Consider the following 25,882-nt stretch of genomic DNA (forward strand, 5'->3'; position numbering starts at 1 on the left):
CGGAAAGTCAATTCCGACGCTCGATGACTCGCTACCGCTTCTCTACGAGACGCTACGCGAACGCTATCATTGCCCAGAATTCATCCCACGCTCCCCTGAGTACAGGGTGAGACGTGGGGCTTCTTCTGCTCTAGCTAAAATCTGAGATTTTAGTCAGGGAAAACATAATGGATCTAAACTTTTGCGATAACCGTCAGTAATTAGTTTATCTACTGCCCATAATTTTTATTTCTAACTTTAAGTATGAGTTTGACTCAATTATCAGGGAGCGATATCTACGATGGGCTACGCCTACGCAACACATTTAAGCAATCTCCTTGATCAAGAGTAACTTCAGGGGATTCTAGCTAAAACTAAAATCTGTTAAACCAATAACATAGCATCTTCACCGCCTCACCCCTGCTTCTAAACAAATTCTCTTGCTTGATGTAACCTAACTGGAGAACATAGCGGGACACTTCAGAGAGGTAAGAAATGCTCAATCAAACATACACAGCTGATGTCTTAGTTGTCGGTGGAGGAACTGGAGGCACTGCGGCTGCTATTCAAGCAGCCCGACGGGGAGCCAAAACGATTTTGGTGAGTGAATTTTCTTGGTTGGGGGGAATGCTAACTTCGGCTGGAGTGTCTGCACCTGATGGCAATGAATTAGAAGCCTTTCAAACAGGATTATGGGGGGCGTTTTTGCAGGAATTGCGACAACGACAACCAGGCGGCTTAGATAACAGTTGGGTTAGCTTTTTTAGTTACGATCCTCGGATTGGGGCGGAGATTTTTGCCGAGTGGGTGCAGGAACTGCCCAATCTGCACTGGATTTCTGAACAAGTGCCAAAAGAAGTTTACCGTCAAGGTAATTCTATTATTGGTGTCCGCTTTGCTGATTTTGCTGTCACAGCCAAGATTACTCTCGACGCTACAGAATTAGGAGATTTATTGGCTTTAGCTGACATACCTTATCGCTGGGGCTGGGAATTGCAATCGGAATGGGGAGAACCCAGCGCCCCAGTGACTTTTAACTCTTTTACCAAGAAATATCCGGTGCAAGCGCCCACTTGGGTAGTAATTATGCAAGACTTTGGTGAAGCGATGTCTACGACGGGCTACGCCAACGCCCCAGAAATTCCAGCTGCCCCTAATGATAATCCATCCCAGTTTACAGGTGCTTGGAACAGCTATGGAGTAGAGAGAGTCTTGCAAACTCTCACGCCGGGAGACGCGGACGCGCGAGGTTTGCGCTTTTTGAATTATGGACGTTTGCCTGGTGGCTTATTCATGATTAACTGGCCAATCTGTGGCAATGACTACGGCCAAGGGCTAGAGCGTCTGATAGAGTCAGAGCTATCCAGAGGTGAATTCAACCAAGAATCTCGCTGGTACAGCCAAAATTTTGCCCGTTTTATTCAAAATCAACTTGGTCGTCGTTATGGTTTAGCAAAACAAGTATTTCCTCACGCCCCTACTGCTTTTGCATTGCATCCCTACTACCGGGAAAGTCGTCGCTTAGTGGGACTGACTACTGTGCGAGAACAAGATATTTTGCCAGTTGCCGGAGGTAGAGTTGCACCTGTATTTAATGATGCGATCGCCCTACAGCCCTTCGGGCATCCTACGGCAGGCGTTTGCGTTGGCGTTGGCGCAGCCTCTCGTAGAGAAGCCTCTCGTAGAGAAGCGATCGCTGTTGGTAATTACGCCAATGACCATCATTATCCTGGTGTTGAATTTCCACTCCAACCTAAATCGCTTCGTTGGGGAGGACGCTGCACTGGGACGCCCTTTACAATTCCCTACAGTTGTTTAATTCCAGCCGCAACAGATGGTTTCTTGGTGTGTGAAAAGAATATTTCTGTCTCCCATATTGCCAATGGGGCTACCAGATTACAACCTGTAGTTATGGGCATTGGTCAAGCAGCTGGAATGGCAGCAGCGATGTGTGTAGAGTTAAACTGTCAGCCGAGGGATTTACCTGTCAAGGCGCTGCAAACAGCTTTACTGCAAGACGATCGCGCCAAGGCAGCAATCATTCCTTTTTTTAATCTACCGCCTAATCATTCGGATTGGCTGCACTGGCAACTGTATTACTTAGATAACCCACAAGCCTATCCAGCTAGTGGTGATTGCCCTTGCCCATCGGAAGATAAATCCGATAACTCTACTTTTGACAAGGACTTAATCCGGGAAAGTAACTGTTTCAAAGGCGTTTTCTACCGCTTGAATCAGCAGGAATACAGATTTACAATCACCGCACCAACTGGACATCAAGCGCAAAATTGGCAGCTTGTAACTTTGCGATCGCATATTGACGAGCAATTACGCGCTTATCCCGACGGACAATTGCTCACATTGTGGGGTCGTCAGAATCACTTTGGTAATTGGTTATTAGTCGAACATTTAAACGATGGATAAGAAGAGTTTATTTTCAGTAAAACAGAATACCTTTTGATGATTTGTCCGGATATTCATTAAAAAGCTAAGTATCAGTGAAGTGGAGAGTTCCAAAATAGACATCTTCTATGCGTGCTGCCATTTCATTTTTAGTATCGAGTCTAGTGTTCGGCCCTTTAGCTTATAACTGCCAAGCAATGGTCAATCACTTATCCTATGGGCTGCTTTCCACGCCTGCTTCGCAACAGTGGCTCTCGGCGGCATCTGAACAAAATTCAGATGACGCGCCACGTCATCGCGGTAGTGGGCGCAGAGAAGTAAGGCAAAAATTCGGAAATATCTATGCTGTGGTTTAACTCCCGTAGGGTAATGCCTCTTTTCCCAATGGAACAGAATTACCAGAAAACGGGATGTTATGCTCACATTTTCCACATGACTTTTCTGGCAGAGATATGTACAGTTGACACACGAAAATCTTCAGCGATCGCTTAGTATTTTAACTGTAAGCTTTGTCTATATGGTTGGCAATATTCCTGCGAAGCTCTGCGTCTCAATCCTCAAGTACTCTAAAAACAGATGTTACTTAAGCTATTAGTTAATCTAAAGCACATCTAATTCAGATATTCTGCTTATTAGGGAAACAACATTAACGCAACTTGACTTTATTCCCAGATAAGTCTCCTCATACATCAAGAAACAATTGATCTTCGCTCTGGCGCTTGTTTGGCGTCTTTTGCCGAAGCATAAAATTCTTTTCGTTTCATCTGATTTGCACAAGCAATACAGCTTTATTGCACTTGGCAGCAAATACTTACTATTCCTGACCTACTCTTGCCCCTCCAACTTTTATTAGCAAAGGCCTAGTAAAGCATTTTAAATCACTCTACGCCCAAGGGCAGATGCAAAATTTTGCATCTGCCCTTTTTATTTGAATTTTACCTAAAGAAAAGATACTAGAAACGTGCCATTTCAAGCTGGCTTATGAGCAATAAAATACTTACTCATAAAATGGACTTGCATTTCAATATTCTCAAAACCTGCTCTCTCTAAACGTTCTACCAAATCATCAGTACTATAATTTCTGTAGTAGGGTTCATGGAAAGCTTCAGGGAAAAAGTCCATCATCTGTTCCAACTCAGGTGAATCACTCAACTGAATTGAGTCACAGATAATAAAGGCTCCCCCTGGTTTTGTCACCCGGAAGCATTGCTCAATGATACTTTGACGTGCGATCGCAGGCAACTCATGGAAGAGAAAAACAGAAGTTACTCCATGAAAATAGTTATCTAAATAAGGTAACTCTTCAGCATTCGCTTTTAAAAGTTGCGGCAATTCTCCGGGAATTTGGGATAATAGTTCATTTGCTTTCCGCAAATAAGCTGGTGACAAATCCGTGCCAAACAGGGATGCTTGAGGCAATGCCGCCCGAATCAACTTCAGAGTCCGCCCGGTTCCACAAGCTACATCCAAAATCCGAACTTGCTTTGGTGAAACTGAGTCAAAAGCTTTCAGCCCTTGCTTGAGGGGAGCAAGAACCCGCCGCCGCATCACATCAGCTGCCCCGCCAAAAAGAATTTCCACCTGTAAGTCATATAAATTGGCTGACATATCGCTTAAGTAGCCATTACTTTGGTGATGGAAGTTCTGCACGTAGTAGCTGGGATAACCATCTATGTCTATTTCCGGGGAAAAATCTTGGTAATTCTGTTGTTTAACCCGCTCCCACATTTGAGGAAAATCTAGCCATACCAGTGGATAGTAGCGGAAAAAGTCTTCCCAAGGGTTATCAAACAGCAAACTTTCGGGATACACACCTTTTTGAGCATCTTGCCAGTCTGTTTCTAGCACCTGATTCAATCTCTCTTGAAGTTGGAGTACAACCTCCTTCGGGATTGGTTTGGTCTTTTGTTCCAGCGTTGGGTATACCAGGTTCCTCAACTGTGAACTTAATATTTTGTGTGCCACACCAAAGTAATTTTTGCTCTGTTGAAAGGTCTGATAAGTCAGCTTAGTTAAAGTGTCAGGCATAAAAATAGCTTGAGTTTTGATTACTTATAGTTCTTGTGTAACCAATTGTAACGAATAAATTATCTAGTGTTGGAAAGGTGTATGCCTTTAGCTCAAACAAATCTCAAGCTAGATGATTTTAGTTGTCAAAGCTGGCTTGAGAAAGATTTTCTGGGCTTTTGGCAGAAAAATACCCAATTAATATTTAAGCAAATATAAAGTTTTATAAATAAATAGAATTTAGTAGTCTATGTTACAGAATTTTTGCTATATTAGTTTAAAGAAGAACCAAAGATTATATATTCACAAAATAAAGAGGGTTATAGTTATGTCTATCGCAGATAAATCTCGTGCGTTAATGGTGCGTGAACATCAGCAAGTCAAGAATCGACAACAATCAATACTAATGCGTGCTGCACAAGAACTTGGTCTTTCTGAAGAAACATCACATTACTGGAACCCTATTCAAGGGAAGGTAGATGCTAACACTCGGATGATTTATGGGCCTAGCCATGCTTCCATGAGCTAAGTTTCCAGAGTTTTAAGGTTGATTTTTTGAGTAAATGTCTCAACTGACAACGCTGGAAAAAAAGCCACCCTCTACTTTAGGGTGGCAAAACTTGTTACTTTTAGTTGGATACAACTCTTAATTAAGCATCGTAATAGAGGTAAAACTCGTAGGGATGAGGACGCAGTTGCAATTGCTTGACTTCAGCTAGCTTATAGTCAATCCAATTTCCGATAAAGTCTTCTGTGAAGACGCCTGATTCTGTCAAGAAAGCGTGATCGTTTTCTAGTGCTTGCAACGCCAGTTCTAAAGAACTTGGAGTTGAAGGGACCTTTGCCAATTCTTCTGGAGAGAGTTCATAGATATTTTTATCTAAGGGTTCACCAGGATGGATTTTGTTCTTGATGCCATCGATACCAGCACAAAGCATTGCAGCAAATGCCAAGTAGGGGTTAGCAGTAGCATCTGGACAACGGAATTCTAAGCGCTTGGCTTTGGGGTTAGTGCCAGATAAAGGAATGCGGATAGAAGCAGAACGATTACCTTGGGAGTAAGCCAAATTCACTGGAGCTTCATAACCAGGCACTAAGCGCTTGTATGAGTTGGTACTGGGGTTGGTAATTGCCAACAGTGCTGGTGCGTGTTTGAGAAGACCACCAATGTAGTACAAAGCCATGTCACTCAAATCAGCATACTTATCACCTGCGAACAGAGGTTTGCCATCTTTCCAGATGGATTGGTGACAGTGCATTCCCGAACCGTTATCGCCAAAAATCGGTTTTGGCATGAAGGTGACGGTTTTGCCGTGTTTCTTAGCAACGTTCTTGATGACATATTTGTAAATCATCAACCAGTCAGCCGCTTCGAGCAACTTCCCAAAGCGGAAACCCAATTCGCACTGACCACCAGTAGCAACTTCGTGGTGGTGCTTTTCAATGGGTACACCTAATTCTGCCATTGTCAACAGCATTTCTGTACGGATATCTTGAGAAGAATCCGTCGGTGAAACTGGGAAGTAACCTTCTTTGAAGCGTGGTTTGTAAGCCAAGTTGGGTTTTTCATCGGTACCGGCTTTACCGGAATTCCAAGCACCTTCTGCGGAATCTAAAAAGTAGTAGCCTTCGTTGGCGGTTTGGGCAAACCGGGCGCTATCAAAGATAAAGAACTCAGCTTCAGGGCCAAAGAAGACTGTATCACCAAGGCCAGTGGAAACCAGGTAATCTACTGCTTTTTGAGCAATAACCCGTGGACAACGGTTGTACCATTCGCCTGTGCGGGGTTCTTTGATGCTACAAATTATACTTAGCGTTGGGACTTCCATAAATGGGTCGATCCAAGCAGTGTTGGAGTCGAGTACCATCGTCATATCTGATTCGTTGATCGCTTTCCAACCCCGGATGCTGGAACCGTCAAAAGGTACGCCATCAGTGAATGCAGTCTCATCGATTTGGTTTTGGTACAGTGTGAGGTGCTGCCAAGTCCCTACTGTATCGATGAATTTGAGATCAATCAGCTGAATTTTTTCATCTTGAATTCTCTTCAAGACTTCTTGTGGTGTTGTCATTGTTACTCCTTCTTTACCAATTTCCTAAAGTAAAACTAGAATCTTACATTGCATCCTGACCCTGTTGATCTCAATCAAGCCGTGACACACCTGAAATATCTTAAATACTAGACATTAGCAGATTTTGTAGTTTGTGTTACAGATATCTGGATTCTCAGGTTATATTAACCTTTCGACGATCATCTGTACAAAACTGGAAAATTCATCGCATAGGGGTCAACTTTGGCATAAAATCCTTAAATAGTGGATGAGTTGTTTTTGTGCCAAATGTATTTTAAATCGCACAAAAGTTTACTGGTGCATAAGTGCAGCCAAATAAATATCAAACCATAAATAGCAAAGATTGGGAGAAAAAGGAATGCGCGATGCGGTAACAAGTTTAATTAAGAATTATGACCTAACTGGCCGGTATTTTGACCGGAATGCGATCGATAGCCTAAAGTCTTACTTTGATAGTGGTACAGCAAGAGTACAAGCGGCGGCGGCGATTAATTCTAATGCGGCGGCGCTGATCAAACAAGCTGGTATAAAGTTATTTGAAGAACTGCCAGAATTGATTCGCCCCGGTGGAAATGCTTATACAACTCGTCGTTATGCGGCTTGTCTGCGGGATATGGACTACTACCTGCGCTACGCCACCTATGCGCTGGTTGCTGGCAACACGAATGTATTGGATGAGCGTGTGCTGCAAGGGCTGCGGGAAACTTACAATTCTTTAAGCGTGCCTATTGGGCCTACGGTTCGCGGTATCCAGATTCTCAAGGATTTGATTAAGGAACAAGTGAGAGCCGCAGGTGTAGTTAATACTGCTTTTGTGGATGAACCATTTGATCACATCACACGCGAGTTGAGCGAGCAAGATATTTAGTCATTCAACAACAAGTATAAGATATAGCGATCGCACTTTTATTTTATGGAGCGATCGCTTTTTTATCAAATCTACCAGGCATTGAGAAGGCTTTATCCAACTTTTCGCCAGCAAAGGGCAACATCCCGCCTTTGTAAAATAGTTTTGCTAGATTAAAACTGTATTTTTGCAGCTATTTTCGACTAATGCCTGCCAGAGATATTTATCACGTCTTTACTTAATCCCAGATATCAACCCAAACCGAACTAATCCACGCTCATAACCGCGACGCATCAACCCCAATGATAATGCTCCTTGAATGGTAGTCCAACCGGCATTTAGTAAGCCCCAAAGCGCTTGGGGGGTGAAGGCAGAATCAATCACGACATTCCAAAAGGGGGCGACGGCGGTTGACCAGTCAGCAGTGCGGATATTATGTAATGGTAGTTGCTGGGCGATCGCTTCATACTCTGGTAAAGAAATCACATAAGGTAAACAATACACCCGATAAATATCCTGCAAGTGCTTTTCCTCATCCGCCGTCAGGGGTAACTTATCAGTCGGTCGATGACACCAAGTCACCATAATTAACTTGCCACCTGGTTTTAACACCCGGTAGCACTCCTGGAGAAACTTAGTTTTATCTGGCATATGTTCACCACTTTCCAGCGACCAAACCAAGTCAAAAGAATCGTCAGCAAAGGGCATCGCTTGAGCATTTGCTACCTGAAACTGTGTTCTCAGACTCAAATTCGCCTCTAGGGCGCGTTCCGTTGCTCTGCCAGCTTGCACCGGACTCAATGTAATCCCTGTTGCTTTAGCATTAAACTTTTCTGCCAGGTATAAAGAACTGCCGCCGATACCACAACCCACATCCAGGATATTTTCTGCTGCTTGTACCCCTGCCCAATTGAGCAATTCTTCGATTAAATCAATTTGAGCCTGACGGCGGTCTTTTTTCTGGCTGCCATCAGCGCCGTAATAGCCGTGGTGCATATGTTCGCCCCAAATCTGTTCCCACAGACCAGAGGAAGCATCGTAGAACTGCTGAATTTGCTGGTAAAGTGTTGCACTCATGAAAAAAGTAGTATTTAGACGAAGTAGAATTCAAAAAAAACATACAGGTAGGCTACCATGTATGTTTTTAATTAAATAAGGGTATTTTGACTTCAAGGGAAGGTCAACTGTGATGTATCCTACCTAAAAAAATTGATTGGTTTTACCTTAATAAACTGTTCTTGCTCGAATTTATACCAATCATCAAACAACCCTACATATATAAAAAGCGTAAACCCCGATTAAATCTAACTTTCTTAATTACGAATTACGAATTAATTATGACTGTTGCTCGCACAATTTGTTTGGGGTTTCTGGCGGTCATTGCTGTCGGTAGTATCCTGTTGATTATGCCTTTCTCTACTAGCGATGGTACATGGAATAACCTGATTGTGGCACTATTTACTTCGACATCCGCAGTTTGTGTCACAGGTTTATCAGTAGTTGATCCTGGTACGTATTTTTCATTTTGGGGTCAGTTATTTATTGCACTCTTAGCTCAGATTGGTGGGTTGGGCTACATGACAACTACCACATTCCTGATTTTGCTCATTGGACGGAAGTTTGATATGCGGCAAAAAATAGCAATTCAACAAGCTTTAGACCGACCGGGAATGAGTGGTAGCTCCCAAGTTATCCGCTCAATTATTGCTACAACTTTAATTTTTGAAATTACAGGAGTATTCTTACTTTTACCTGCTTTTGTTCCTGATTACGGGTGGAGTCAAGGACTTTGGTTAGCAATTTTTCATAGTATCAATGCTTGGAATAATGCTGGTTTTAGTTTATTTCAAGATAACTTAATTGGATATCAGTCATCTTTCTTAGTAGTCTTCACTATCAGTCTGTTAATTATCTTTGGAGGGATTGGCTATCAGGTAATTTTGGAAATGTACCTTTGGTTGCGCGATCGCATCCTCCAAAAAACTAAAACTCAAGTATTTACCCTAGATTTTAAAGTCGCAACCAGCACAACTATTATATTATTAGTAATAGGATTTATTGCCTTTTTCTGTATAGAAATCCGAAATATTGAAACATTCGGTTCTCTAAATTTACGTGGCCAGTTATTAGTAGCTTGGTTTCAATCAGTTACTCCCAGAACTGCCGGTTTTAACACCGTCGATATTAGCAAAATGACCACTGCCGGTCTATTTATTACGATTGCACTAATGTTTATTGGTGCAAGTCCAGGTGGTACGGGAGGAGGCATGAAAACAACAACGTTGAGAGTCTTGACTAGCTGCACCAAAACGATTCTTCAGGGAAAAGAAGAAGTTTTATTGTATGATCGCAAAATAGCAATATCTTTGATTTTGAAAGCTGTGGGTGTATTAGTCGGTTCAGTGGCAACCGTGATTTTAGCTACTATTTTAATTAGCCTCACAGATCCAACATTAGATTTTATTAAAATTTTGTTTGAAGTGGTATCAGCCTTCGCCACCGTGGGGCTTTCTACAGGTATTACAACAAGTATCTCGACAGGAGCAAAGCTGATCTTAATTGTCACTATGTACGTTGGACGAGTAGGTATTTTACTACTGATGTCCGCAGTACTAGGAGATCCACGTCCTACCAGAATTCACTATCCTGAAGAAAATTTGCTCGTAGGATAGCTAGGGAGTAGGGGGAGAATAATTCTTGACAATTGACTAATGACTAATGACTAATGACTAATGACTAACAAATAAACTGATAAAATATACATTGGAAGGCAAAAAATAAAATTTTTAATTCAAGCGGTATAACCGTTTTTTGCCCTAAATACAGGGAGCCATAAGAAGGATAACAAGGGTGAATCTGCCATCATTAAGTTTTTTTCGCAGTTTACGTAAAGATAACCGCCAATTTGCTGTAATTGGGTTAGGTCGTTTTGGTAGGTCTGTCTGTTCTACACTACACAATTTTGGTTATCAAGTACTGGCAATAGATATTGATGAAAAACGAGTTTCGGAAGCATTGACTGAGGGAATTGTTGGTCATGCTTTACAACTAGACTCCACAGAACCAGGCGCACTCAAAGAAGCTGGAATTTTTGAATTTGATACTGTAATTATAGCGATTGGCAACTATGTTCAAGAAAGCATCATAACTACTCTAAATGTAAAAGAGGCTGGTGTACCCCATGTAGTTGCCAAAGCTTCTAGTGAAGTTCATCGTAAACTGTTGGGGCGAGTAGGAGCAGATCATGTTGTTTTTCCTGAGTATGAAGCGGGTTGTGCCCTAGCGCGTACCCTCACAAAACCAGCAATTCTAGATCGATTTGACCTAGACCCAGATAATAGTATTGTAGAGTTGATTGTACCTGATGAATTTCACGGCAAAACAATTACCGAACTTCAACTTCGTAACCGCTACGGTTTAAATTTGCTAGCGGTAAGTCAGGATGGTAAATTTCAAATTAATCCTGACCCCACCAAGCGTTTAGAGCGTGGTACAGCAATGGTTGTTATTGGTTGCAATAAAGATATCAATCGTTTGCCGATTTAAAAAAAGTTAGAGATCATTCAATTTTAGATTTTAGATTTTAGATTTTTACTTCAATCCAAAATTCAAAATCTAAAATTGGTAGAGTTAGAAGTTATTAATTTATTCCTAACTCTGAGTTTTTTATTGTTCGGGACTCGTTGAAGTTGATTATGGTTCAACGGAGACAGGGTTGGCTGGCGTTTCTGGTTGATTTGGGGTCTGTGGCTCAGGTGTTTGTACTACATTACTTGTAGAATCTGGAGTTTGAGAAGGAGTAGCTGTTTGACTAACTTGAGGTTGTAGTTGCTCTTTCTTTTGAGCAATTTGCTGCATTAGTTGGTCAATTTTCTCAACTTGCTCAATGTTCCCCTGATTGAGGTAGATATTATGGGAACGCATTAATGCTCTACTGGCATTTTTGATATCACCCTGATTATATAAAATCACTCCCAAGTTATAGTAAACTGAGGCGTTTTTGGGATTTTGGCGAATAGCTTGCCGATAAGCAGAAATAGATTCAGAAGCTTGACCTTGAATCGCTAGCAAACTTGCCATGTTGTTGTAAGCTGGGGCATTTTGAGGATTTAGTTGCAAGGCTTGGCGATAGCCTGCGATCGCAGGCTCTATTTGACCTTGTTTTTGCAAGGCGATCGCTAAGTTAAAATAAATATTGGCATTGGTGCGATCCAGATTAATTGCTTGCTGGTATGCAGCGATCGCTTCTTCTAGCTGTCCTTGTTCATACAGTGCTAAACCCAGATTATACAGCGCTGCTACCCTTGTGGAATCTATCACAAGGCTCTGGCGATAAGCCGTAATTGCTGCTTCTTTTTCTCCTTGCCGGTGCAACACTAACCCTAAGTTGTAATAAGCTTCACTAAAATTGGGATTAACTCTCACCGCCTCTGCATACTCTTGTAAAGCTACATCCAGGCGATTTTGCTGCAAGAAGATATTACCTAAATAGTTGCGCGCTGCTCCCAGGTTAGGGTCATGCTGCAACGCTTGGCGAAAGGCATATTCCGCACCTTGTAGGTCTTTGCGGTTATAACGCATGACTCCCTGCTGGAAAAAGCTAGCCGCTTCCAAATCCTGAGAAATTGCGTTTTCTGCTAGCAGCTTGCTTTCTGGTAAATTAATAATTGTCGGTGTACTCAAGACCAAAAACGCAGATGAAGCAAACAAAAGTCTGAGCAAGAGCTTTTGCTGAACAGGGCTTCGGTAAAATGTCACCTTAAATAACCAGTTTAACCACTGAAGAGGTTGAAGTTTTTTAGACATGAATGGATCGCTGTACTTACGCTTATATCTTTATAAGTCAGAGTACCCACTAGACGATGAAAAATTACAAATCCAAAAATTAAGAATTCCTCATGCCGAGAGCATCCCACTTTTGTAAAAATACCCCTGTCATTGTTCAGTTGACCTACGTGCCGAAATTAGTGCCATATTCTATAAGTAGTCATGCAAAATTAAATATACATTGCCAGTGCCAGTGTAGCAAAGCGAAACGTACCCTACGGGAACGCCAAGGGCGAACGCAATCATATAAATATTTTTGCATACCCGCTTATCGAACTCCTATTTGATTTTTGAAAAAACTCCCTACTGCCTGCCTACGCAAATAATTTCAAAAATCAAAGCAGATTACTATAGGTTTTGCAATCCAGTTATAAACAGGTTCAAATCAACTGCTCTTTTACTTTCACGCCATCTCTCTTGACTATATAAGCTGGAACACCGACAACAACACAATTATTGGGAACATTTTTGACTACGACTGCATTCGCCCCCACTTTGACATTATCATCTATACTTAGTTTACCAACCACTTTTGCTCCTGCACTTATGGTTACATTGTTACCAATTATGGGACGACCATTAGTGGTATAGCCGATTGTAACCTGTTGATTAATCCAACAATTTTCACCAATACTCTCTGCTGAAATTATCGTGCTGAATCCATGTTGAATAAATAGCCCTGAACCAATATTATTACAGTCAATAAAAAGGGATGGACATTGTTTATAGAAAATTCTGAAACCCTGCGTCAGAAAAAAGCCAATCGAGTCACCCTGCTTAATTCTGTAGTAGTAAAGATTTCTAAATTCTGAATATATAGAAAGCAAATAGAGCAAATTAACCCAGATGGGACTAGATTCATTCGTATTATTAACTATCTTTATCCATCGCCTTACATCTAAGATAATCACTTCTTTGTTTTTACTTAAGAAAAACAATATGAGCATCGGAGCGGTTACTATCTGTGCGATAGTTTGGGCAAACTTAATTATGAAATCACGCATAAGGTTACTCACACTGGATATTTTAATTATCTGAAAAAAGTAAAAGTAGCTGAACAATAGCAACTCCAAACATAATACCCTTGTGGGGTCTAGATGGCTGACGGCAAAATTAGCATGGCATCGCCGAAGGAATAGAAACGATACCCAGAAGCGATCGCTTCGTTGTATATATTCAATAACTGTTGTCTACCAATTAGCGCGCTTACCAACATCAACAAACTGGAACGCGGCAGGTGAAAATTGGTAATCAAACCATCAACTACCTGCCATTGATAGCCCGGATAAATAAACAAGCCTATCTTACCGCAAAATGGTTGTAAATTCCCAGATTGAGCCGCCCCTTCTAGAGCCCGGACTGCTGTTGTTCCCACAGCAATAATCCGACCGCCAGCTGCTTTAGTGGCGCGGATTTGCTCTACTGTAGCGGCGGGAATCTCAACCCATTCTTCATGCATATGATGGGTAGTTACGTCCGCCACTTCCACAGGGCGAAAAGTTCCCACGCCAACGTGTAGTGTTACAAAAGCTTGATTAATCCCGCGATCGCGCAATTTTTGTAATAATTCTGGAGTAAAATGTAATCCTGCTGTCGGAGCTGCGATCGCTCCTGGCTGTTGAGCATAAACTGTTTGATATTGATCATCAGCAGCTTTTGAGTCAGTGATGTACGGTGGTAGCGGTATCTCACCAAATACCTCTAACAGCTGCACCAAAGACTTTCCCTCTGGAACATCAAATTGCAACAAACGCCCCCCGGTTGCTGCATCTGTTTCTAGAACTGTAGCTGTGAGTTGAGTAGTGGGGACAGGATAGGAATCTTTCCAATCTCCAATCCCGTTCGGCTGACGCTCACGGCAAAAGCCTAATCTTTGATCCCTAATGCCCAATCGGCTTGCTTCAAAAATAATCTTCGCTCCCTGTTTGAAGCTTTTTCCTGGTTTAACTAAAGCTAACCAACAGTTATATTGCCGCTCTTCCAACAGCAACACCTGAATTTTAGCACCAGTAGATTTATGACCATAAAGCCGCGCTGGAATAACTTTTGTATTGTTCATAACCAACAAATCACCAGAGCGAAGCAGTGCAGGCAAATCATGGAAAATGTGGTGCAGGGGTGGTGTTTGGCTGCCTGTAGTGGGAGAATTAACTACCAGTAACCGCGAACTATCTCTAGGAACTGCTGGGTTTTGAGCAATAAGTTCTGGAGGTAGTTCGTAGTCATACCCAGCTACCGAACGATCTAATTCAAAATCTTTTGCTTGTAGGTTAGAGGTGTCGTTCAAATTGGTCTGTACTAATTTTTGCTTTATTTAGTATTTATACTCTCTTATCTTAAAAAAAGCTGGTTTGAGCTTTTCCTTCTAAAAAAACTCTAAGCCATCACCACTCAATTTCATCGCTAGGCTATAAGATTGATATTATTAGGTAACACGGAACAATTAACATAAAAACTGGGTAAATCTCCCTATCTATAAATGGGGGATTTTACTCTACCGGGAACAGGCATTGATTGATGAATATAGATATGTAGGATTGGCTTTGATCCCAAGCACCAACAAACATGGAATATTTGTATTATCTGGCAAATGCCAGTCTAACTCTGAGGGTTGTTCAACACCTCCACGCTAGACCCCAGACACCTGTTTCGTTCGTCACCGTAATTCATCAAATTGATGGCTGGGTGGTTAGGATCAAACTCAAAGGTCAAGTCTCGCCTCAAGAAGATGGCGACTTTCGCGCTTTTCTAAATGAATTAGGAATTAGCTACGAGCCGCCAATGAGGGTACAAATGGCACTTTGGAGTTTGGAAGCGGGACAGTGCCCTGTGGACGTGATGCGTCGCTATCAGGTAGCCATAGTTTCTCACGGCAGCCCAGAGAGAGACGAAATCGAAGCGTTCCGGCAACAGTTTGTCCGTGGCTTAGGCTACTGTCCAGAGACTTTGGCGTGACACTATTTGCTTGTAACGCCACTACAAAATCATTGGTCATTGGTAATCAAGATATTTTGTCCATTACCGACTAACCGATCAACCATTATCAACTAAAGAGTCGAAAGCTGCGAGAATGTATTCTTGCAGCTTAAACTTGTATCCGGCTACTGATGAAGTAGCTAAAGCTTCTTGGGTTGCTGTAACTCCAGTCAAATTTTTTGATATCCGCTGAGAGTAGACAATCGCAACATCAAATCGGCAAGAATAATCTGCCTTCTCAGGGTACTGGGCTAAAAATATTCCAGCTGTACGCCAGATTTTTGCTTGCTTTTGTGGAGTGATTGCGCTTCTTCCCCCTGCATCCCAACTACCTGAACTGCGAGTTTTGACTTCAACAAATGCCAATAATGAGTGCTGAGTGCTATTAGCTGTAGCGGGGCGTTCAGCCCATGCTGAGTTGGGAGATAAAAGAGAGGGATTTCCCCCTTGTCCCCTTGTCCCCTTGTCCCCCGCTCCTCCATCATATTGGGCAATAATATCGATTTCTCCCCAGCGACAAGAAAAACGACGATGGAGAATTACCCAACCTGTAGATTGCAACCATTGGGCTACTAGGTCTTCTCCTAATACACCAATATCTGGATAATGAGATGGAGGAAAGTTAGCCATTGACTAAAAATATCATGAAATCCATAAATTCTAAGTTAAGCGATGTCTACGACGGGCGTAGCTGCGGCACACCGGGTTCTACACTCGACTCATCCCGAACAAAATTTGGGTTGAAGCGTAAAACAGACTATTACCTTTGGGCAAGTATACTCAGCTTATTCCTTTGGGGAATAGTTGGCATCACGGCAACGGTCGGTTTTGCTCCAACAGCTTTAGCACTCGAATATAATAAAGAAATTTTGGTCGAGGCTGATTTCTCTGGACGTGATTTAACAGACTCCAGCTTTACCAAAGCGAATCTTCGCCAAAGCAACTTCAGCCGAGCTAATTTGCGCGGTGTCAGTTTTTTCGCAGCAAATTTGGAGTCTGCGAATTTGGAGGGAGCAGACTTGACAAATGCGACTCTAGACTCAGCTCGTTTAATCAAAGCAAATCTGACAAATGCACTATTGGAGGGTGCCTTTGCTGCTAACGCCAGATTTGATGGTGCAATCATTGACGGGGCAGATTTTACCGATGCGCTGCTGCGTTCCGATGAACAAAAAAAATTGTGCAAACTTGCCAAAGGAACTAATCCAATTACAGGACGAGATACCCGTGATACGTTGTTTTGTCCTTAAAATTTCCGATAAACCCCGAAATAAAGATATGCCTTGGCATTACCAGCCATGTTCAGTGCTTCAGGATTATTATCTTACTTTAGCTATGTTGACTTTTGGATAAATGTGTGTATTCAGATAAATATTGCGATACCTACGGTGAGCTACGCTAACGCACACAATAGAACTTCAGATTTTGTTGTAAGATGCCACGGCATATTGAATGCTTGAGAATGGTGCAAGATAGTTAATAATAGCTGCAATACTTCTCAAAATATGAGTGAAACACTTGCTGATATTGCCATATCACCCCCGTTTCCCGATCACACTCAACTGCCAGAGTCTGATGGTACATTCGTGAAAAATTTTCAAGAGCATCCCCAAAGCATCATTTTGACAGACTCAATTGCTCAAGTTTTGCAACGTTTACACCCAGATGGACAATATTGCATCGGTCAAGATTGTGGTATCTATTGGCGAGAAACTGAACCACCAGAAAAAGGAGCAGAAGCACCAGACTGGTTTTATGTACCCGGTGTATTACCAACGCTAGATGGTAAAATTCGTCGCTCCTATGTTCTATGGCGAGAATACATACCCCCATTAATTGCCATAGAACTAGCTAGTGGAAATGGCAATGAAGAGCGAGACACAACGCCTCTATCGCTCACCAAGAGTCGGGAAGGCGCGAAACCCGGTAAATTCTGGGTATATCAGCAAATTATCCGCATCCCCTACTACGCAATTTATGAAATCAATAATGCCAAACTGGAGGTTTATCACCTAGTAGATTTTTCTTACCATAAGATACAGCCTAATGAGCGGGGGCACTACCCAATTCCACCGCTAGGGGTAGAACTAGGATTATGGCAGGGAAGCTACTTGAATAATCCTGAGCAATTTTGGTTGCGCTGGTGGGATTTAGAGGGAAATCTATTACTGGTTGGCAAAGAAGAAGCCGAACAGCAAAGGCAAAGAGCAGAGCAAGCAGAACGAAAAGCTGCACAATTAGCAGATCGGCTCAGGGCAATGGGTATAGATCCAGATATAGAGTAATATTTACTAACGTTATGGGAAGTAGAAAAACTTAGTAATCACGGGCAAAAGTTTACCACAGACTTCAACTAGCTTTTCTGTGGAAGGTAAATGAGCGATGTCTACGATGGTCACTGAGCCAAGTCAAAGTGCGGGCTACGCCAACGCGCCTTTCAAGAATTTGAGGGCTTTTTTTGCTATCTTCTGGGTTTGGTAGTGAGGCGATCGCATCTGTGTTCAAATGGGAACCATAAGAAAATAAGCTATGAAGCAGAGAAACGTAATACAGAAAAATTGTTATGCTACGTCACTACTGCCCACTTCTCGCCGAAGGTTATAGAATTTCATCCACGAGAACCGTACCACCCTCACAAAAATCTATACTGAGATGATAATCTTCAAGCAGCGCAGTTCCAATGAGTGGACGACGACCCATTAGGGCTGCAATATTACGCTCCACACCATTCCGTACAACTGCTGCCAAATAAACATCGGTTTGCACACTGGAATTGTTAGCGAGGTTTGCGTTGATGTTGATGAGGTAGGGCAAGCCAAGAGCAGCAATGACAGAAGGCGGCAAAGTTAAAAACCCTTAAAATCCTGTATCAATAACAGTTCTCTTGTGTCTCAACTTTGGCACGGATACTTTTTTGATAGAGATCCTTTCCACGTCGGGCGACTTCTTGGCTACTGAGCGTAGGGCGGGACATAAATAAATCCCCTATTTAAGCTGCTAGATTTTTCACTTCATTGTAGAGCAGAAGCTACAGAGGTTAGAGAGCAATGCTTGGTTTTGTAGGAGTTGGGAGAGCGATCGCCTCAAAGCAGCAAATGGTAAAAAAACTTGAACAAAGACTAAAATAAGAAACTTTTACACAGCATTTCTGATCAATGTCCGGCACAATTTAATCAATCATGCTATTCAATCCCCGTTTCTTAACTAGGTGCTTACAGCGCTTCCCGCTATTATGCAATACAGTTTTCCTCCTTGCCCTTTCCTAGCATAGCTTTCAGTTTTGAGGATGTACCTCATAGCTGCCGGAAGTGCTGTACTTGGAAACTCACACCCCGATGTTGCCACTAGCCCTAAGATTTTCTTATTTGTCAAGTTTCATCTTTATAAATTTTACTTCGATGCCCTACTCTAACTACACTTATTAACAAAATATCATCATATATTTCATAAATTACGCGGTAATCTCCTACTCGAATACGATAAGAATTTTCATCACCTTTTATTTTTTTAACTCCGTCTGGACGCGGTTCTGTAGACAAATCTAAAATTCTTACATCGATGCGTTCTTTAATGTTGCTTGGTAGTTTATTTAGTTGTTTTATCGCACCCTTAGTAAATTCGATTTGATACATTAAGCCGTTTCTCTGTTATATCCTTTATATTCATCCCAAGACACAGTGCCATTGATGCGTCTATCTTCTCTAGCTTCTTTAATAGCTTGTGTATCTTCCTCATCTTCTATATCATCAATTCTTTTTAAATCTGCGAGTATTTCATCTAAAATACTGTCGTATGCTTGGTTTAACAACACGTTGATAGCTTCAATTGTTTCTTTTCTTTCTTGTTGAGTTTTCATTTTTACTCACCTCATTATTTTTAATTTTTCTGTCACCGCCTCTAGTTTCACCTAAAGACACATCATCATTATCAATAATACCCATTGCTTTTAGAGAAATAAATAATCTTCTAACCAACTAAGTAAGTGACCTATGAAAATACACTATAAAAGTCATTGAACAAACAGCGATCACAACATTGAGCAGGAACGAACTAGCTAAAAAATAGCGATCGCGCTAGCCTTGTCGTCAGACATCGCACTCCACCAAATACAATGAGGGTACAACTAGTGTTGTACCTCTAAATTTATTTAACACTCCTAAACCACTCAGTAATCCCCTGAGCGATCGCATCAGCCATTTTTTTCTGTTCCTCTGGGTTTACCACCTGCTCAAATTCATCAGGATTACTCATAAAACCCAATTCCAGCAACACCGATGGCGCAGCCTCAGGACGTGTCAGCGCTAGGTTATCCCAAAATACACCATAAGAAGGTTTATTGAGTTTTTTGACTACATATTTCTGTAAAAATACTGCCAAGTTGTGCGCTTGGGGATGATACCAAAAAGCGCCGAATCCCTTGGTTTTTTCGGCATCACCATTATCGGGTAGAGAGTTGTGATGTATGGAAAGAGCGATCGCAGGTTCTTCTTGATTGATAATTGTCTGACGTTCCACTAGGGAAACTTCGCGATCGTCCTCCCGCGTCATCACTACTGTTGCTCCTCGCTTCACCAATTCGTCGCGTAGCAACTTAGATATTACCAAATTCACATCTTTTTCTAAATATCCAGTTGGACCACTGGCACCAGATTCTTTACCGCCATGCCCTGGATCTAGTACAATCTTAAAATTAGCTAAAGTCTTGCGTCCTGTGTTCCCAATTTTAGGCGGATGACGCAAACTCAAAACCAGGGTTGTATCGTCGTATCTGAGCTTATATCCCCACTGTTGAGCTTTTTTGAGGTTAAGGGTGTATTTTACTTGTCCTGGAGCCACCTGTTGCCAGTCTAGGCGAGAAATCAGGGGGTCATCATCCAGGCGAATAATGTCTGTTTGGGCAGTGGTATTGTAGAGAGTGAGAGCGATCGTTTGCTCACTTTGTTGTAGGCTCACAGGTACGGCAACTTGCAAGGGGAAAACTATCTCTGTGGCAGTAGGGAGTTGACGGTATCCAACACTGCGAATTATTGTCTGTGGGGGAATTGCACCAGGTAGAATGCGGGTTTCTTTACTATTAATCCAAGCGCCATAATCTAGGCGCAACCATTCACCTTCCCTACCTGTAACAGTTGCGCGTGTGCCTTTGGGCAGTGGTGTGAGTCGAGAATAATCGGTGCTTGAGCCAGTGCGAGCAACGCCTGAATCTACTGTCACCTCCGAAACTGGCAACTGGGCGGGTGAGAGGATTTGAATTTTACCAGATCCGGGTTGAGTTATCGTCTTACCATTGAGCGTCAGTTGAAACTGAGGTTGTCCCAGATCGGCGGCTGTTGCCACTGTGGTACAACCTTTGTAATTACCTCCGCTAGATTGAGTATGAGCCTGATTTTGCCCTGTCAGAGCTGCCAAATTACTTGGTAGTTGCGCCTGTTGGGGTTGGGGTGAAAGAGTAACAGTTTGATTAGCCAAGTTGACAGATACACTGGCATTCGGGGGTGCGATTGCGCTAAAACAAATTAGTTCTCCCGGTAGTCTGGCAATGTCAATTGTGGGAGTCAGGGAATCTTTAGCAAAGGCTAAACCCTGTGGTAGCTCCGGGCTAGTAGTAAGCCTTGTCACCTTAATCTGGAGTTCTTGATTGGAGTGACGCACAGTAAAAATATTCTCCCCCAACTGCAAGGGGAAACTAGGAGAAAAATGACCGGCTTTGCTGCGGGTAATTGGCTTACTATTGAACAAAACCTCACCATCTGGTGGTGCAGTGCCCAGAAAGAAGATTTTTTGGGCACTTGTCTGGTAGTTTGTCTGGGGAAAAACGACTATAAGAGATGGCTTTGCCAAGGCTACGGAGGATGTGACAATACAGCCTAATATTACTAATCCTAAAAGGTTTTTCACAGCAAATCGCAGAAAACTACACCACAATAACTGTGGCACAATGACGGGATGTATTTTTAGAATTTGTTAGAAATTCAAACTACTATGACTAAGTTTATCTTTGTAACTGGAGGCGTAGTTTCCAGTATTGGTAAGGGCATTGTAGCAGCAAGTCTAGGGCGTTTGCTCAAATCGCGCGAATATTCGGTGTCGATTCTTAAACTCGACCCTTATATCAATATCGATCCTGGCACGATGAGTCCCTTTCAGCATGGGGAAGTATTCGTTACCCAGGATGGTGCGGAGACAGATTTGGACTTGGGACACTACGAACGTTTTACTGATACTTCAATGTCGCGCTTAAACTGTGTAACTACTGGCTCGATTTACCAGGCAGTCATCAATAAAGAGCGACGCGGAGACTACAATGGCGGCACTGTACAGGTAATTCCCCATATTACCAATGAAATAAAAGATCGGATTCTGCGAGTTGCCAAAAGTACAAACCCCTCTGTAGTGATTACGGAAATTGGCGGTACAGTGGGAGATATTGAATCACTGCCGTTTTTGGAAGCAATTCGCCAGTTCCGCAAAGAGGTAGGACGGCAGAATGTGCTGTATATGCATGTAACGCTAGTACCGTGGATTGCCTCGGCGGGTGAGATGAAAACTAAGCCAACACAGCATTCAGTTAAGGAACTGAGATCCATTGGCATTCAACCAGATATTTTAGTTTGTCGGAGCGATCGCCCTCTACCCAAAGGCTTAAAGCAAAAATTATCGGGATTTTGCGATGTACCCGAAGAATGCGTCATCACTTCCCAAGATGCCAAAAGTATCTACGAAGTGCCGCTGAATCTGGAATGGGAAGGAATGGCAGAACAAGTGCTGAACTTGCTGCAAATGGAGCAACGCAAACCAGATTTGACACAGTGGCAAACTCTGGTAAAACAGTTACATAGTCCCAAGCACGACGTAGAAATTGCCATTGTCGGGAAATATGTGCAGTTAAGTGATGCTTATTTATCTGTAGTGGAAGCACTAAACCATGCTGCAATTTCCACTTATGGCAAACTGCGCCTGCGTTGGGTGAACTCAGAAGATTTAGAAACTGAACCAGCCGAAACTCATCTTAAGGGTGTCGACGGCGTGGTTGTACCGGGAGGTTTTGGTGTTCGGGGAGTGGATGGTAAAATTGCTGCCATTAAATACGCTCGCGATCGCCAAATCCCCTTCTTGGGTTTATGCTTGGGAATGCAATGTGCCGTAATTGAATGGGCAAGGCATATAGGGGGATTAACAGATGCCAATAGTGCTGAATTTGACGCTTATACAACTGATCCGGTAATTAATTTATTGCCAGAACAGCAAGATGTGGTCGATTTAGGGGGTACAATGCGCTTGGGACTATATCCTTGTCGCGTTCTTCCTGATACCTTGGCTTTCAAGCTTTATCAAGAAGATTTGATTTATGAACGACATCGGCATCGGTATGAGTTCAACAATGCTTACCGCGATCTGTTGTTAAAGTCTGGCTATGTAATCAGCGGCACTTCTCCCGATGAACGCTTAGTTGAAATTGTGGAATTACCCAAGCACCCATTCTTTCTTGCTTGCCAATTTCATCCAGAATTTCAATCACGCCCCAGTACTCCTCATCCTTTATTTAAAGGGTTCATTCAAGCAGCGATCGCTCTTTCTCTCTCGACATCTGGTACACCATTGGAGGTGTCATAACAATTCGTAATTCGTAATTCAAAATTAATTTTTTAGATTTTGAATTGGTGGATAGCAACATTAACTTAAGGCTTCAGTAGATTTGGACATACAGGGTGCATCATTCATAAATTTCGGACTTGAGGAGATGTTGTGGCGTACTGGGTAACAATCCTTTACGAGAGGAAAGAATATGTAGTAAATTTTGAACGTGTCCATGCTTTTTGTTATGAGCGGAATGGCAGGGTTACTTTTTGGTTACCCGATAGTGCTATTCCCATAGTGATTAATCCGCAAAATAATATTGAAGATTATCAAAAAGTTCTCGATTATCTAGAATGCGTTACAGGATTGGAATTAGATCATGCCCACTGGGTGAAAATAATTTACGAAAAAAACGAATATGTAATTAATCTCAACTGTATTAGTTCCTTTTGTCATGAACCGAATAGTAGGATAACTTTTTGGTTGCCGGATGGCACTATCCCCATCATTATCAGCCCTGTGAGTAATCCCGAATCATATCAAAAAGTGGTGCAATATGTTCACAATGCAACAGGACATTCTTTATCTTAGTATTAATTGATAATAAAGTTTTAACTAAAGATAACGATGTTAGCAATAAAGGCACGAGGAAAGATTTAATGAATACTGTTGTGCTTAATCTAGAACCGATTGCTCATTTAACCGATGAGCAATTTTATCAGTTATGTATTGCCAATAGCGATTTAAGCCTGGAAATGAATGAAGCAGGAGAATTAATAATTGTGCCACCAGTAGGAGGAGAAAGCGGAAATCAAGAAGCTGGACTAATTACCGATTTAGAAATCTGGAATCGTCAAGCTAAATTAGGCAAAGTTTTTAGTTCTTCAACTATCTTTATACTTCCAAATGGTGCAAAACGTTCCCCTGATGCGTCTTGGGTAAAGTTGGAACGGTGGGAAGCTTTAACACTAGAACAGCGAAAAAAATTTCCGCCACTTATACCCGATTTTGCAATTGAACTGCGTTCCGAAACAGATAGGCTTGCACCTATTCAAGCGAAAATGAAGGAATACATAGAAAATGGTTTGCGTTTAGGTTGGCTAATTAATCCTCAAAATAAGCAAGTGGAAATTTATCGACTTTTGAAAGCTGTAGAAGTTATTCAAATGCCGGCGATTCTTTCTGGAGAAGATATATTACCTGGATTTAAGTTGCAAGTATAGGTAGGCGATAAGCCTGATGGCATAACTCCGCTTACCGCATTCTCCCAAAAAACAATTTGGTCATTCAGAGAGTAAAAGCACAATTAATTCTCTAAGGCGCTTCAATATACTAAGTACTTGGTGTAGTTCTGAATCACGTTCAATTGATAAGGCATAAGATCGTGCATACCAAGGATGTTCTTGTTGAATCATTTTGACAAAAACAAATTCCCTACCGTTGATTAATAAAGCAAAAGTGGGTTGTGAAATATTTGGACAATCAAGCATATAAGTCAGTGCTTGAGGTAAGGCTGTCATCACATCAAATTTACTACTTTTAGATTCGATAACAAGTACCCAAAAACGTTTTTGGATGACAAGAACATCAATGTTTCCTTTAACAATAAAGCTCTCGTCTTCAGCAGAAATCTCAACAGAAGTCTCGGTTTCAATCTCAAAAGGAAGTTGATAAAACCCAGCTAAATCGAGTAAAGGAGACAGCACTACCATTTTTACCGCCTCTTCTGACATCAAACGATGCTTATTCAAGTTTAAATAGTTGCTTTTCACTCGGGCGTAGGCGTAGCCCGTCGTAGACATCGCTTGCTTTTCATTATCAGTCAGAGTGGGTAAATTTTCTGCCCATTCTGTAAAGAAGTTGGTGTCTTTGGCAAGTTGCAAACCAAATTTTTCTTCTAATTCGTAAAGACTGATGTCTCTAGCTGGGATTGTTTGAACCATATCTAAAATCCTGAATAGAGTTGCCACGCCAACTTTGCTGCACCCACTATCCCAGCAAAATTGCCTAACTTCGCTGGCAAAATTTGTAACCCCGCTCGTGATAAAGGCTGTACTCGCTTCTCAATTTCTGCCTTCACTGCTGGTAAGAAAAATTCAAAGCTGCCACTAATACCGCCACCAATCACGATCGCTTCTGGTGTCAATACATAAATCAAACTCGTCAAACCAGTTCCCAAATTCCTACCATATTCTTCCCAAAAATTCAATGCTGCGGGATCTCCTTGTTGGGCAAGAACACCCAACTCGGCGGGTTCCTTGAGAGTGCGGCGACGAATCGCAGTAGCAGAGGCGTACTGTTCCAAAGAGCCTTGATTGCCACTATTACACATTGGACCATCAGGGTTGAATAATATTAAACCTAATTCCCCAGCAGCTCCTTGATGCCCAACAAACAATTTGCCATCGAGGATAATTGCGCCACCAACCCCAGTCCCTAAAGTTAGCAGAATCAGATTTTGAAAGTTGCAACCGGCTCCTAACCAAGCTTCTCCCAAAAGAGCGCAATTAGCATCATTAGCGATCGCAGTAGGTTTACCAGTTTTAGCTTCTAACCAGTCAGCTAAAGGCACATCGCGCCATCCAGGTAAGTTAATGGCGATTTTGGCAATGCGCCCCGTTGCATCGGCAGGCCCTGGAGTACCAACACCAATTGCAACAGTTTGGTTATCTGGATCAATTTGAGCGATCGCATCCACAATTACCGCCAGCACATCCCCTGGTGTCGTTGGTTGAGGAGATGCCACAGTCAAAGATAAGAGACAAGTACCATCATCTGTAAAACGTCCCAGCTTAATCGCTGTTCCCCCCACATCAATGCCAATTACTTGAATTTTGTCATTTGTCATTTGTCATTTGGTATTGGGTATTGGGTATTGGGTATTGGTGAACAGCTATTCCCTATTCCCTATTATTGGGTGCGAGTCGTTTTCATCCCCGATCTGTTCGCGCAGCGTCTGCCGTTGGGAGAAGACGCGGAGCTTTCAACTCCGATCTCTGTAAATCAGCAACAGTCGTAGTCCAAAAACTCGATTGCTCTTGCCAAGCTGTAATTGGCGCACCTCGTAAAATACCAGCAAGGGCAACAGAAAGCATAAACCCGCCAGTAGCGGCAGCAATTAACGTTAGATTATCTTTCATACAAATCTCTGTATTGTTTATTTGTTCTTTGTCTAAAACTAATGACTAATGAC

Annotated in this window: 26 protein-coding genes; 12 read left to right on the forward strand and 14 right to left on the reverse strand. The window is 42.2% G+C overall.

Annotated features, from left to right (window positions below):
* Positions 1–474 precede the first annotated feature (474 nt).
* Complete coding sequence (locus ACEW80_RS02660) at positions 475–2,403, forward strand: FAD-dependent oxidoreductase (RefSeq protein WP_373525110.1); 1,929 nt, start codon at positions 475–477, stop codon at positions 2,401–2,403.
* 107 nt (positions 2,404–2,510) lie between these two features.
* On the forward strand, positions 2,511–2,738 hold the full coding sequence (patX, locus tag ACEW80_RS02665) for a heterocyst-inhibiting protein PatX (protein WP_373525111.1): 228 nt from the start codon (positions 2,511–2,513) through the stop codon (positions 2,736–2,738).
* A gap of 613 nt (positions 2,739–3,351) precedes the next feature.
* On the opposite strand, the gene ACEW80_RS02670 is transcribed toward patX, so the two are convergent.
* On the reverse strand, positions 3,352–4,410 hold the full coding sequence (locus ACEW80_RS02670; protein WP_373525112.1) for a class I SAM-dependent methyltransferase: 1,059 nt from the start codon (positions 4,408–4,410) through the stop codon (positions 3,352–3,354).
* A 307-nt stretch (positions 4,411–4,717) separates the two neighbouring features.
* On the opposite strand from ACEW80_RS02670, the gene ACEW80_RS02675 reads away from it, so the two are divergent.
* Entirely contained in the window at positions 4,718–4,918 is a 201-nt protein-coding gene (locus ACEW80_RS02675; protein WP_373525113.1) for a hypothetical protein, read from the forward strand.
* A gap of 121 nt (positions 4,919–5,039) precedes the next feature.
* Here the strand turns inward: ACEW80_RS02675 and glnA are convergent, their stop codons facing one another.
* Positions 5,040–6,461, reverse strand: coding sequence for a type I glutamate--ammonia ligase (glnA, locus tag ACEW80_RS02680; protein WP_373525114.1), 1,422 nt, complete (start codon positions 6,459–6,461; stop codon positions 5,040–5,042).
* A 358-nt stretch (positions 6,462–6,819) separates the two neighbouring features.
* On the opposite strand from glnA, the gene apcB reads away from it, so the two are divergent.
* Entirely contained in the window at positions 6,820–7,329 is a 510-nt protein-coding gene (gene apcB / locus ACEW80_RS02685) for an allophycocyanin subunit beta (RefSeq protein WP_373525115.1), read from the forward strand.
* Positions 7,330–7,542: 213 nt separating this feature from the next.
* Here apcB and ACEW80_RS02690 read toward each other — a convergent pair whose 3' ends face one another.
* Positions 7,543–8,385, reverse strand: a complete 843-nt coding sequence (locus ACEW80_RS02690; RefSeq protein ID WP_373525116.1) for a methyltransferase domain-containing protein — start codon at positions 8,383–8,385, stop codon at positions 7,543–7,545.
* A gap of 260 nt (positions 8,386–8,645) precedes the next feature.
* Between ACEW80_RS02690 and ACEW80_RS02695 the strand changes: the two genes are divergently transcribed.
* On the forward strand, positions 8,646–9,980 hold the full coding sequence (locus ACEW80_RS02695) for a TrkH family potassium uptake protein (RefSeq protein ID WP_373525117.1): 1,335 nt from the start codon (positions 8,646–8,648) through the stop codon (positions 9,978–9,980).
* A gap of 178 nt (positions 9,981–10,158) precedes the next feature.
* Positions 10,159–10,854: a TrkA family potassium uptake protein gene (locus ACEW80_RS02700; protein WP_373525118.1), complete on the forward strand. Its 696-nt coding sequence runs from the start codon at positions 10,159–10,161 to the stop codon at positions 10,852–10,854.
* A gap of 147 nt (positions 10,855–11,001) precedes the next feature.
* Here the strand turns inward: ACEW80_RS02700 and ACEW80_RS02705 are convergent, their stop codons facing one another.
* The 3 genes from ACEW80_RS02705 to queA all read right to left on the reverse strand — a co-directional run bounded on the left by ACEW80_RS02705 (position 11,002) and on the right by queA (position 14,449).
* Positions 11,002–12,114, reverse strand: a complete 1,113-nt coding sequence (locus ACEW80_RS02705; RefSeq protein ID WP_373525119.1) for a tetratricopeptide repeat protein — start codon at positions 12,112–12,114, stop codon at positions 11,002–11,004.
* A 401-nt stretch (positions 12,115–12,515) separates the two neighbouring features.
* On the reverse strand, positions 12,516–13,139 hold the full coding sequence (locus ACEW80_RS02710; protein WP_373525120.1) for a serine O-acetyltransferase: 624 nt from the start codon (positions 13,137–13,139) through the stop codon (positions 12,516–12,518).
* Between the two features lie 89 nt (positions 13,140–13,228).
* Positions 13,229–14,449 carry a tRNA preQ1(34) S-adenosylmethionine ribosyltransferase-isomerase QueA gene (queA, locus tag ACEW80_RS02715; RefSeq protein ID WP_373525152.1) on the reverse strand — a complete coding sequence of 407 codons (1,221 nt, stop codon included), beginning with the start codon at positions 14,447–14,449 and terminating at the stop codon, positions 13,229–13,231.
* A gap of 251 nt (positions 14,450–14,700) precedes the next feature.
* Here queA and ACEW80_RS02720 point away from each other — a divergent pair, with 251 nt between their 5' ends.
* Positions 14,701–15,090 carry a hypothetical protein gene (locus ACEW80_RS02720; protein ID WP_012412259.1) on the forward strand — a complete coding sequence of 130 codons (390 nt, stop codon included), beginning with the start codon at positions 14,701–14,703 and terminating at the stop codon, positions 15,088–15,090.
* Between the two features lie 78 nt (positions 15,091–15,168).
* Here ACEW80_RS02720 and ACEW80_RS02725 read toward each other — a convergent pair whose 3' ends face one another.
* Positions 15,169–15,741, reverse strand: a complete 573-nt coding sequence (locus ACEW80_RS02725; RefSeq protein ID WP_373525121.1) for a YraN family protein — start codon at positions 15,739–15,741, stop codon at positions 15,169–15,171.
* A gap of 23 nt (positions 15,742–15,764) precedes the next feature.
* On the opposite strand from ACEW80_RS02725, the gene ACEW80_RS02730 reads away from it, so the two are divergent.
* Both ACEW80_RS02730 and ACEW80_RS02735 read left to right on the forward strand, forming a co-directional pair.
* Positions 15,765–16,361 carry a pentapeptide repeat-containing protein gene (locus ACEW80_RS02730; RefSeq protein ID WP_373525153.1) on the forward strand — a complete coding sequence of 199 codons (597 nt, stop codon included), beginning with the start codon at positions 15,765–15,767 and terminating at the stop codon, positions 16,359–16,361.
* A gap of 255 nt (positions 16,362–16,616) precedes the next feature.
* Complete coding sequence (locus tag ACEW80_RS02735) at positions 16,617–17,396, forward strand: Uma2 family endonuclease (protein ID WP_373525122.1); 780 nt, start codon at positions 16,617–16,619, stop codon at positions 17,394–17,396.
* Positions 17,397–17,709: 313 nt separating this feature from the next.
* Here ACEW80_RS02735 and ACEW80_RS02740 read toward each other — a convergent pair whose 3' ends face one another.
* The 4 genes from ACEW80_RS02740 to ACEW80_RS02755 all read right to left on the reverse strand — a co-directional run bounded on the left by ACEW80_RS02740 (position 17,710) and on the right by ACEW80_RS02755 (position 21,009).
* Positions 17,710–17,955, reverse strand: coding sequence for a hypothetical protein (locus ACEW80_RS02740; RefSeq protein WP_373525123.1), 246 nt, complete (start codon positions 17,953–17,955; stop codon positions 17,710–17,712).
* Positions 17,956–18,479: 524 nt separating this feature from the next.
* Complete coding sequence (locus ACEW80_RS02745; RefSeq protein WP_292846745.1) at positions 18,480–18,743, reverse strand: type II toxin-antitoxin system RelE/ParE family toxin; 264 nt, start codon at positions 18,741–18,743, stop codon at positions 18,480–18,482.
* Complete coding sequence (locus ACEW80_RS02750) at positions 18,743–18,967, reverse strand: hypothetical protein (RefSeq protein ID WP_373525124.1); 225 nt, start codon at positions 18,965–18,967, stop codon at positions 18,743–18,745. Before ACEW80_RS02750 ends, ACEW80_RS02745 begins: the two co-directional genes overlap by 1 nt.
* Positions 18,968–19,254: 287 nt before the next feature.
* Positions 19,255–21,009, reverse strand: coding sequence for an N-acetylmuramoyl-L-alanine amidase (locus ACEW80_RS02755; RefSeq protein ID WP_373525125.1), 1,755 nt, complete (start codon positions 21,007–21,009; stop codon positions 19,255–19,257).
* An 84-nt stretch (positions 21,010–21,093) separates the two neighbouring features.
* Between ACEW80_RS02755 and ACEW80_RS02760 the strand changes: the two genes are divergently transcribed.
* The 3 genes from ACEW80_RS02760 to ACEW80_RS02770 all read left to right on the forward strand — a co-directional run bounded on the left by ACEW80_RS02760 (position 21,094) and on the right by ACEW80_RS02770 (position 23,912).
* Entirely contained in the window at positions 21,094–22,725 is a 1,632-nt protein-coding gene (locus ACEW80_RS02760) for a CTP synthase (RefSeq protein WP_373525126.1), read from the forward strand.
* 132 nt (positions 22,726–22,857) lie between these two features.
* Complete coding sequence (locus ACEW80_RS02765) at positions 22,858–23,280, forward strand: hypothetical protein (RefSeq protein WP_373525127.1); 423 nt, start codon at positions 22,858–22,860, stop codon at positions 23,278–23,280.
* A gap of 68 nt (positions 23,281–23,348) precedes the next feature.
* Entirely contained in the window at positions 23,349–23,912 is a 564-nt protein-coding gene (locus ACEW80_RS02770) for a Uma2 family endonuclease (RefSeq protein ID WP_373525128.1), read from the forward strand.
* Between the two features lie 60 nt (positions 23,913–23,972).
* On the opposite strand, the gene ACEW80_RS02775 is transcribed toward ACEW80_RS02770, so the two are convergent.
* The 3 genes from ACEW80_RS02775 to ACEW80_RS02785 form a co-directional block, all read right to left on the reverse strand.
* The gene (locus ACEW80_RS02775) at positions 23,973–24,632 is read right to left on the reverse strand and encodes a type I restriction endonuclease subunit R (RefSeq protein ID WP_373525129.1); all 660 of its coding nucleotides are present in this window, start codon (positions 24,630–24,632) and stop codon (positions 23,973–23,975) included.
* Between the two features lie 2 nt (positions 24,633–24,634).
* Positions 24,635–25,537, reverse strand: a complete 903-nt coding sequence (locus ACEW80_RS02780) for an ROK family protein (RefSeq protein WP_373525130.1) — start codon at positions 25,535–25,537, stop codon at positions 24,635–24,637.
* Between the two features lie 82 nt (positions 25,538–25,619).
* The gene (locus ACEW80_RS02785; RefSeq protein WP_373525131.1) at positions 25,620–25,829 is read right to left on the reverse strand and encodes a hypothetical protein; all 210 of its coding nucleotides are present in this window, start codon (positions 25,827–25,829) and stop codon (positions 25,620–25,622) included.
* Between the last annotated feature and the right edge of the window lie 53 nt (positions 25,830–25,882).

The sequence above is a fragment of the Nostoc sp. genome (genome assembly GCF_041747015.1).
Lineage (GTDB): Bacteria > Cyanobacteriota > Cyanobacteriia > Cyanobacteriales > Nostocaceae > Nostoc.

What these genes read in the sequence shown, in the direction of transcription:
- ACEW80_RS02660 (WP_373525110.1), top strand. Translation starts at nt 475, where the DNA reads ATGCTCAATCAAACATACACAGCTGATGTCTTAGTTGTCGGTGGAGGA.
- patX (WP_373525111.1), top strand. Translation starts at nt 2,511, where the DNA reads ATGCGTGCTGCCATTTCATTTTTAGTATCGAGTCTAGTGTTCGGCCCT.
- ACEW80_RS02670 (WP_373525112.1), bottom strand. Translation starts at nt 4,410, where the DNA reads ATGCCTGACACTTTAACTAAGCTGACTTATCAGACCTTTCAACAGAGC.
- ACEW80_RS02675 (WP_373525113.1), top strand. Translation starts at nt 4,718, where the DNA reads ATGTCTATCGCAGATAAATCTCGTGCGTTAATGGTGCGTGAACATCAG.
- glnA (WP_373525114.1), bottom strand. Translation starts at nt 6,461, where the DNA reads ATGACAACACCACAAGAAGTCTTGAAGAGAATTCAAGATGAAAAAATT.
- apcB (WP_373525115.1), top strand. Translation starts at nt 6,820, where the DNA reads ATGCGCGATGCGGTAACAAGTTTAATTAAGAATTATGACCTAACTGGC.
- ACEW80_RS02690 (WP_373525116.1), bottom strand. Translation starts at nt 8,385, where the DNA reads ATGAGTGCAACACTTTACCAGCAAATTCAGCAGTTCTACGATGCTTCC.
- ACEW80_RS02695 (WP_373525117.1), top strand. Translation starts at nt 8,646, where the DNA reads ATGACTGTTGCTCGCACAATTTGTTTGGGGTTTCTGGCGGTCATTGCT.
- ACEW80_RS02705 (WP_373525119.1), bottom strand. Translation starts at nt 12,114, where the DNA reads ATGTCTAAAAAACTTCAACCTCTTCAGTGGTTAAACTGGTTATTTAAG.
- ACEW80_RS02710 (WP_373525120.1), bottom strand. Translation starts at nt 13,139, where the DNA reads ATGCGTGATTTCATAATTAAGTTTGCCCAAACTATCGCACAGATAGTA.
- ACEW80_RS02720 (WP_012412259.1), top strand. Translation starts at nt 14,701, where the DNA reads ATGGAATATTTGTATTATCTGGCAAATGCCAGTCTAACTCTGAGGGTT.
- ACEW80_RS02725 (WP_373525121.1), bottom strand. Translation starts at nt 15,741, where the DNA reads ATGGCTAACTTTCCTCCATCTCATTATCCAGATATTGGTGTATTAGGA.
- ACEW80_RS02735 (WP_373525122.1), top strand. Translation starts at nt 16,617, where the DNA reads ATGAGTGAAACACTTGCTGATATTGCCATATCACCCCCGTTTCCCGAT.
- ACEW80_RS02745 (WP_292846745.1), bottom strand. Translation starts at nt 18,743, where the DNA reads ATGTATCAAATCGAATTTACTAAGGGTGCGATAAAACAACTAAATAAA.
- ACEW80_RS02750 (WP_373525124.1), bottom strand. Translation starts at nt 18,967, where the DNA reads ATGAAAACTCAACAAGAAAGAAAAGAAACAATTGAAGCTATCAACGTG.
- ACEW80_RS02760 (WP_373525126.1), top strand. Translation starts at nt 21,094, where the DNA reads ATGACTAAGTTTATCTTTGTAACTGGAGGCGTAGTTTCCAGTATTGGT.
- ACEW80_RS02770 (WP_373525128.1), top strand. Translation starts at nt 23,349, where the DNA reads ATGAATACTGTTGTGCTTAATCTAGAACCGATTGCTCATTTAACCGAT.
- ACEW80_RS02775 (WP_373525129.1), bottom strand. Translation starts at nt 24,632, where the DNA reads ATGGTTCAAACAATCCCAGCTAGAGACATCAGTCTTTACGAATTAGAA.
- ACEW80_RS02780 (WP_373525130.1), bottom strand. Translation starts at nt 25,537, where the DNA reads ATGACAAATGACAAAATTCAAGTAATTGGCATTGATGTGGGGGGAACA.
- ACEW80_RS02785 (WP_373525131.1), bottom strand. Translation starts at nt 25,829, where the DNA reads ATGAAAGATAATCTAACGTTAATTGCTGCCGCTACTGGCGGGTTTATG.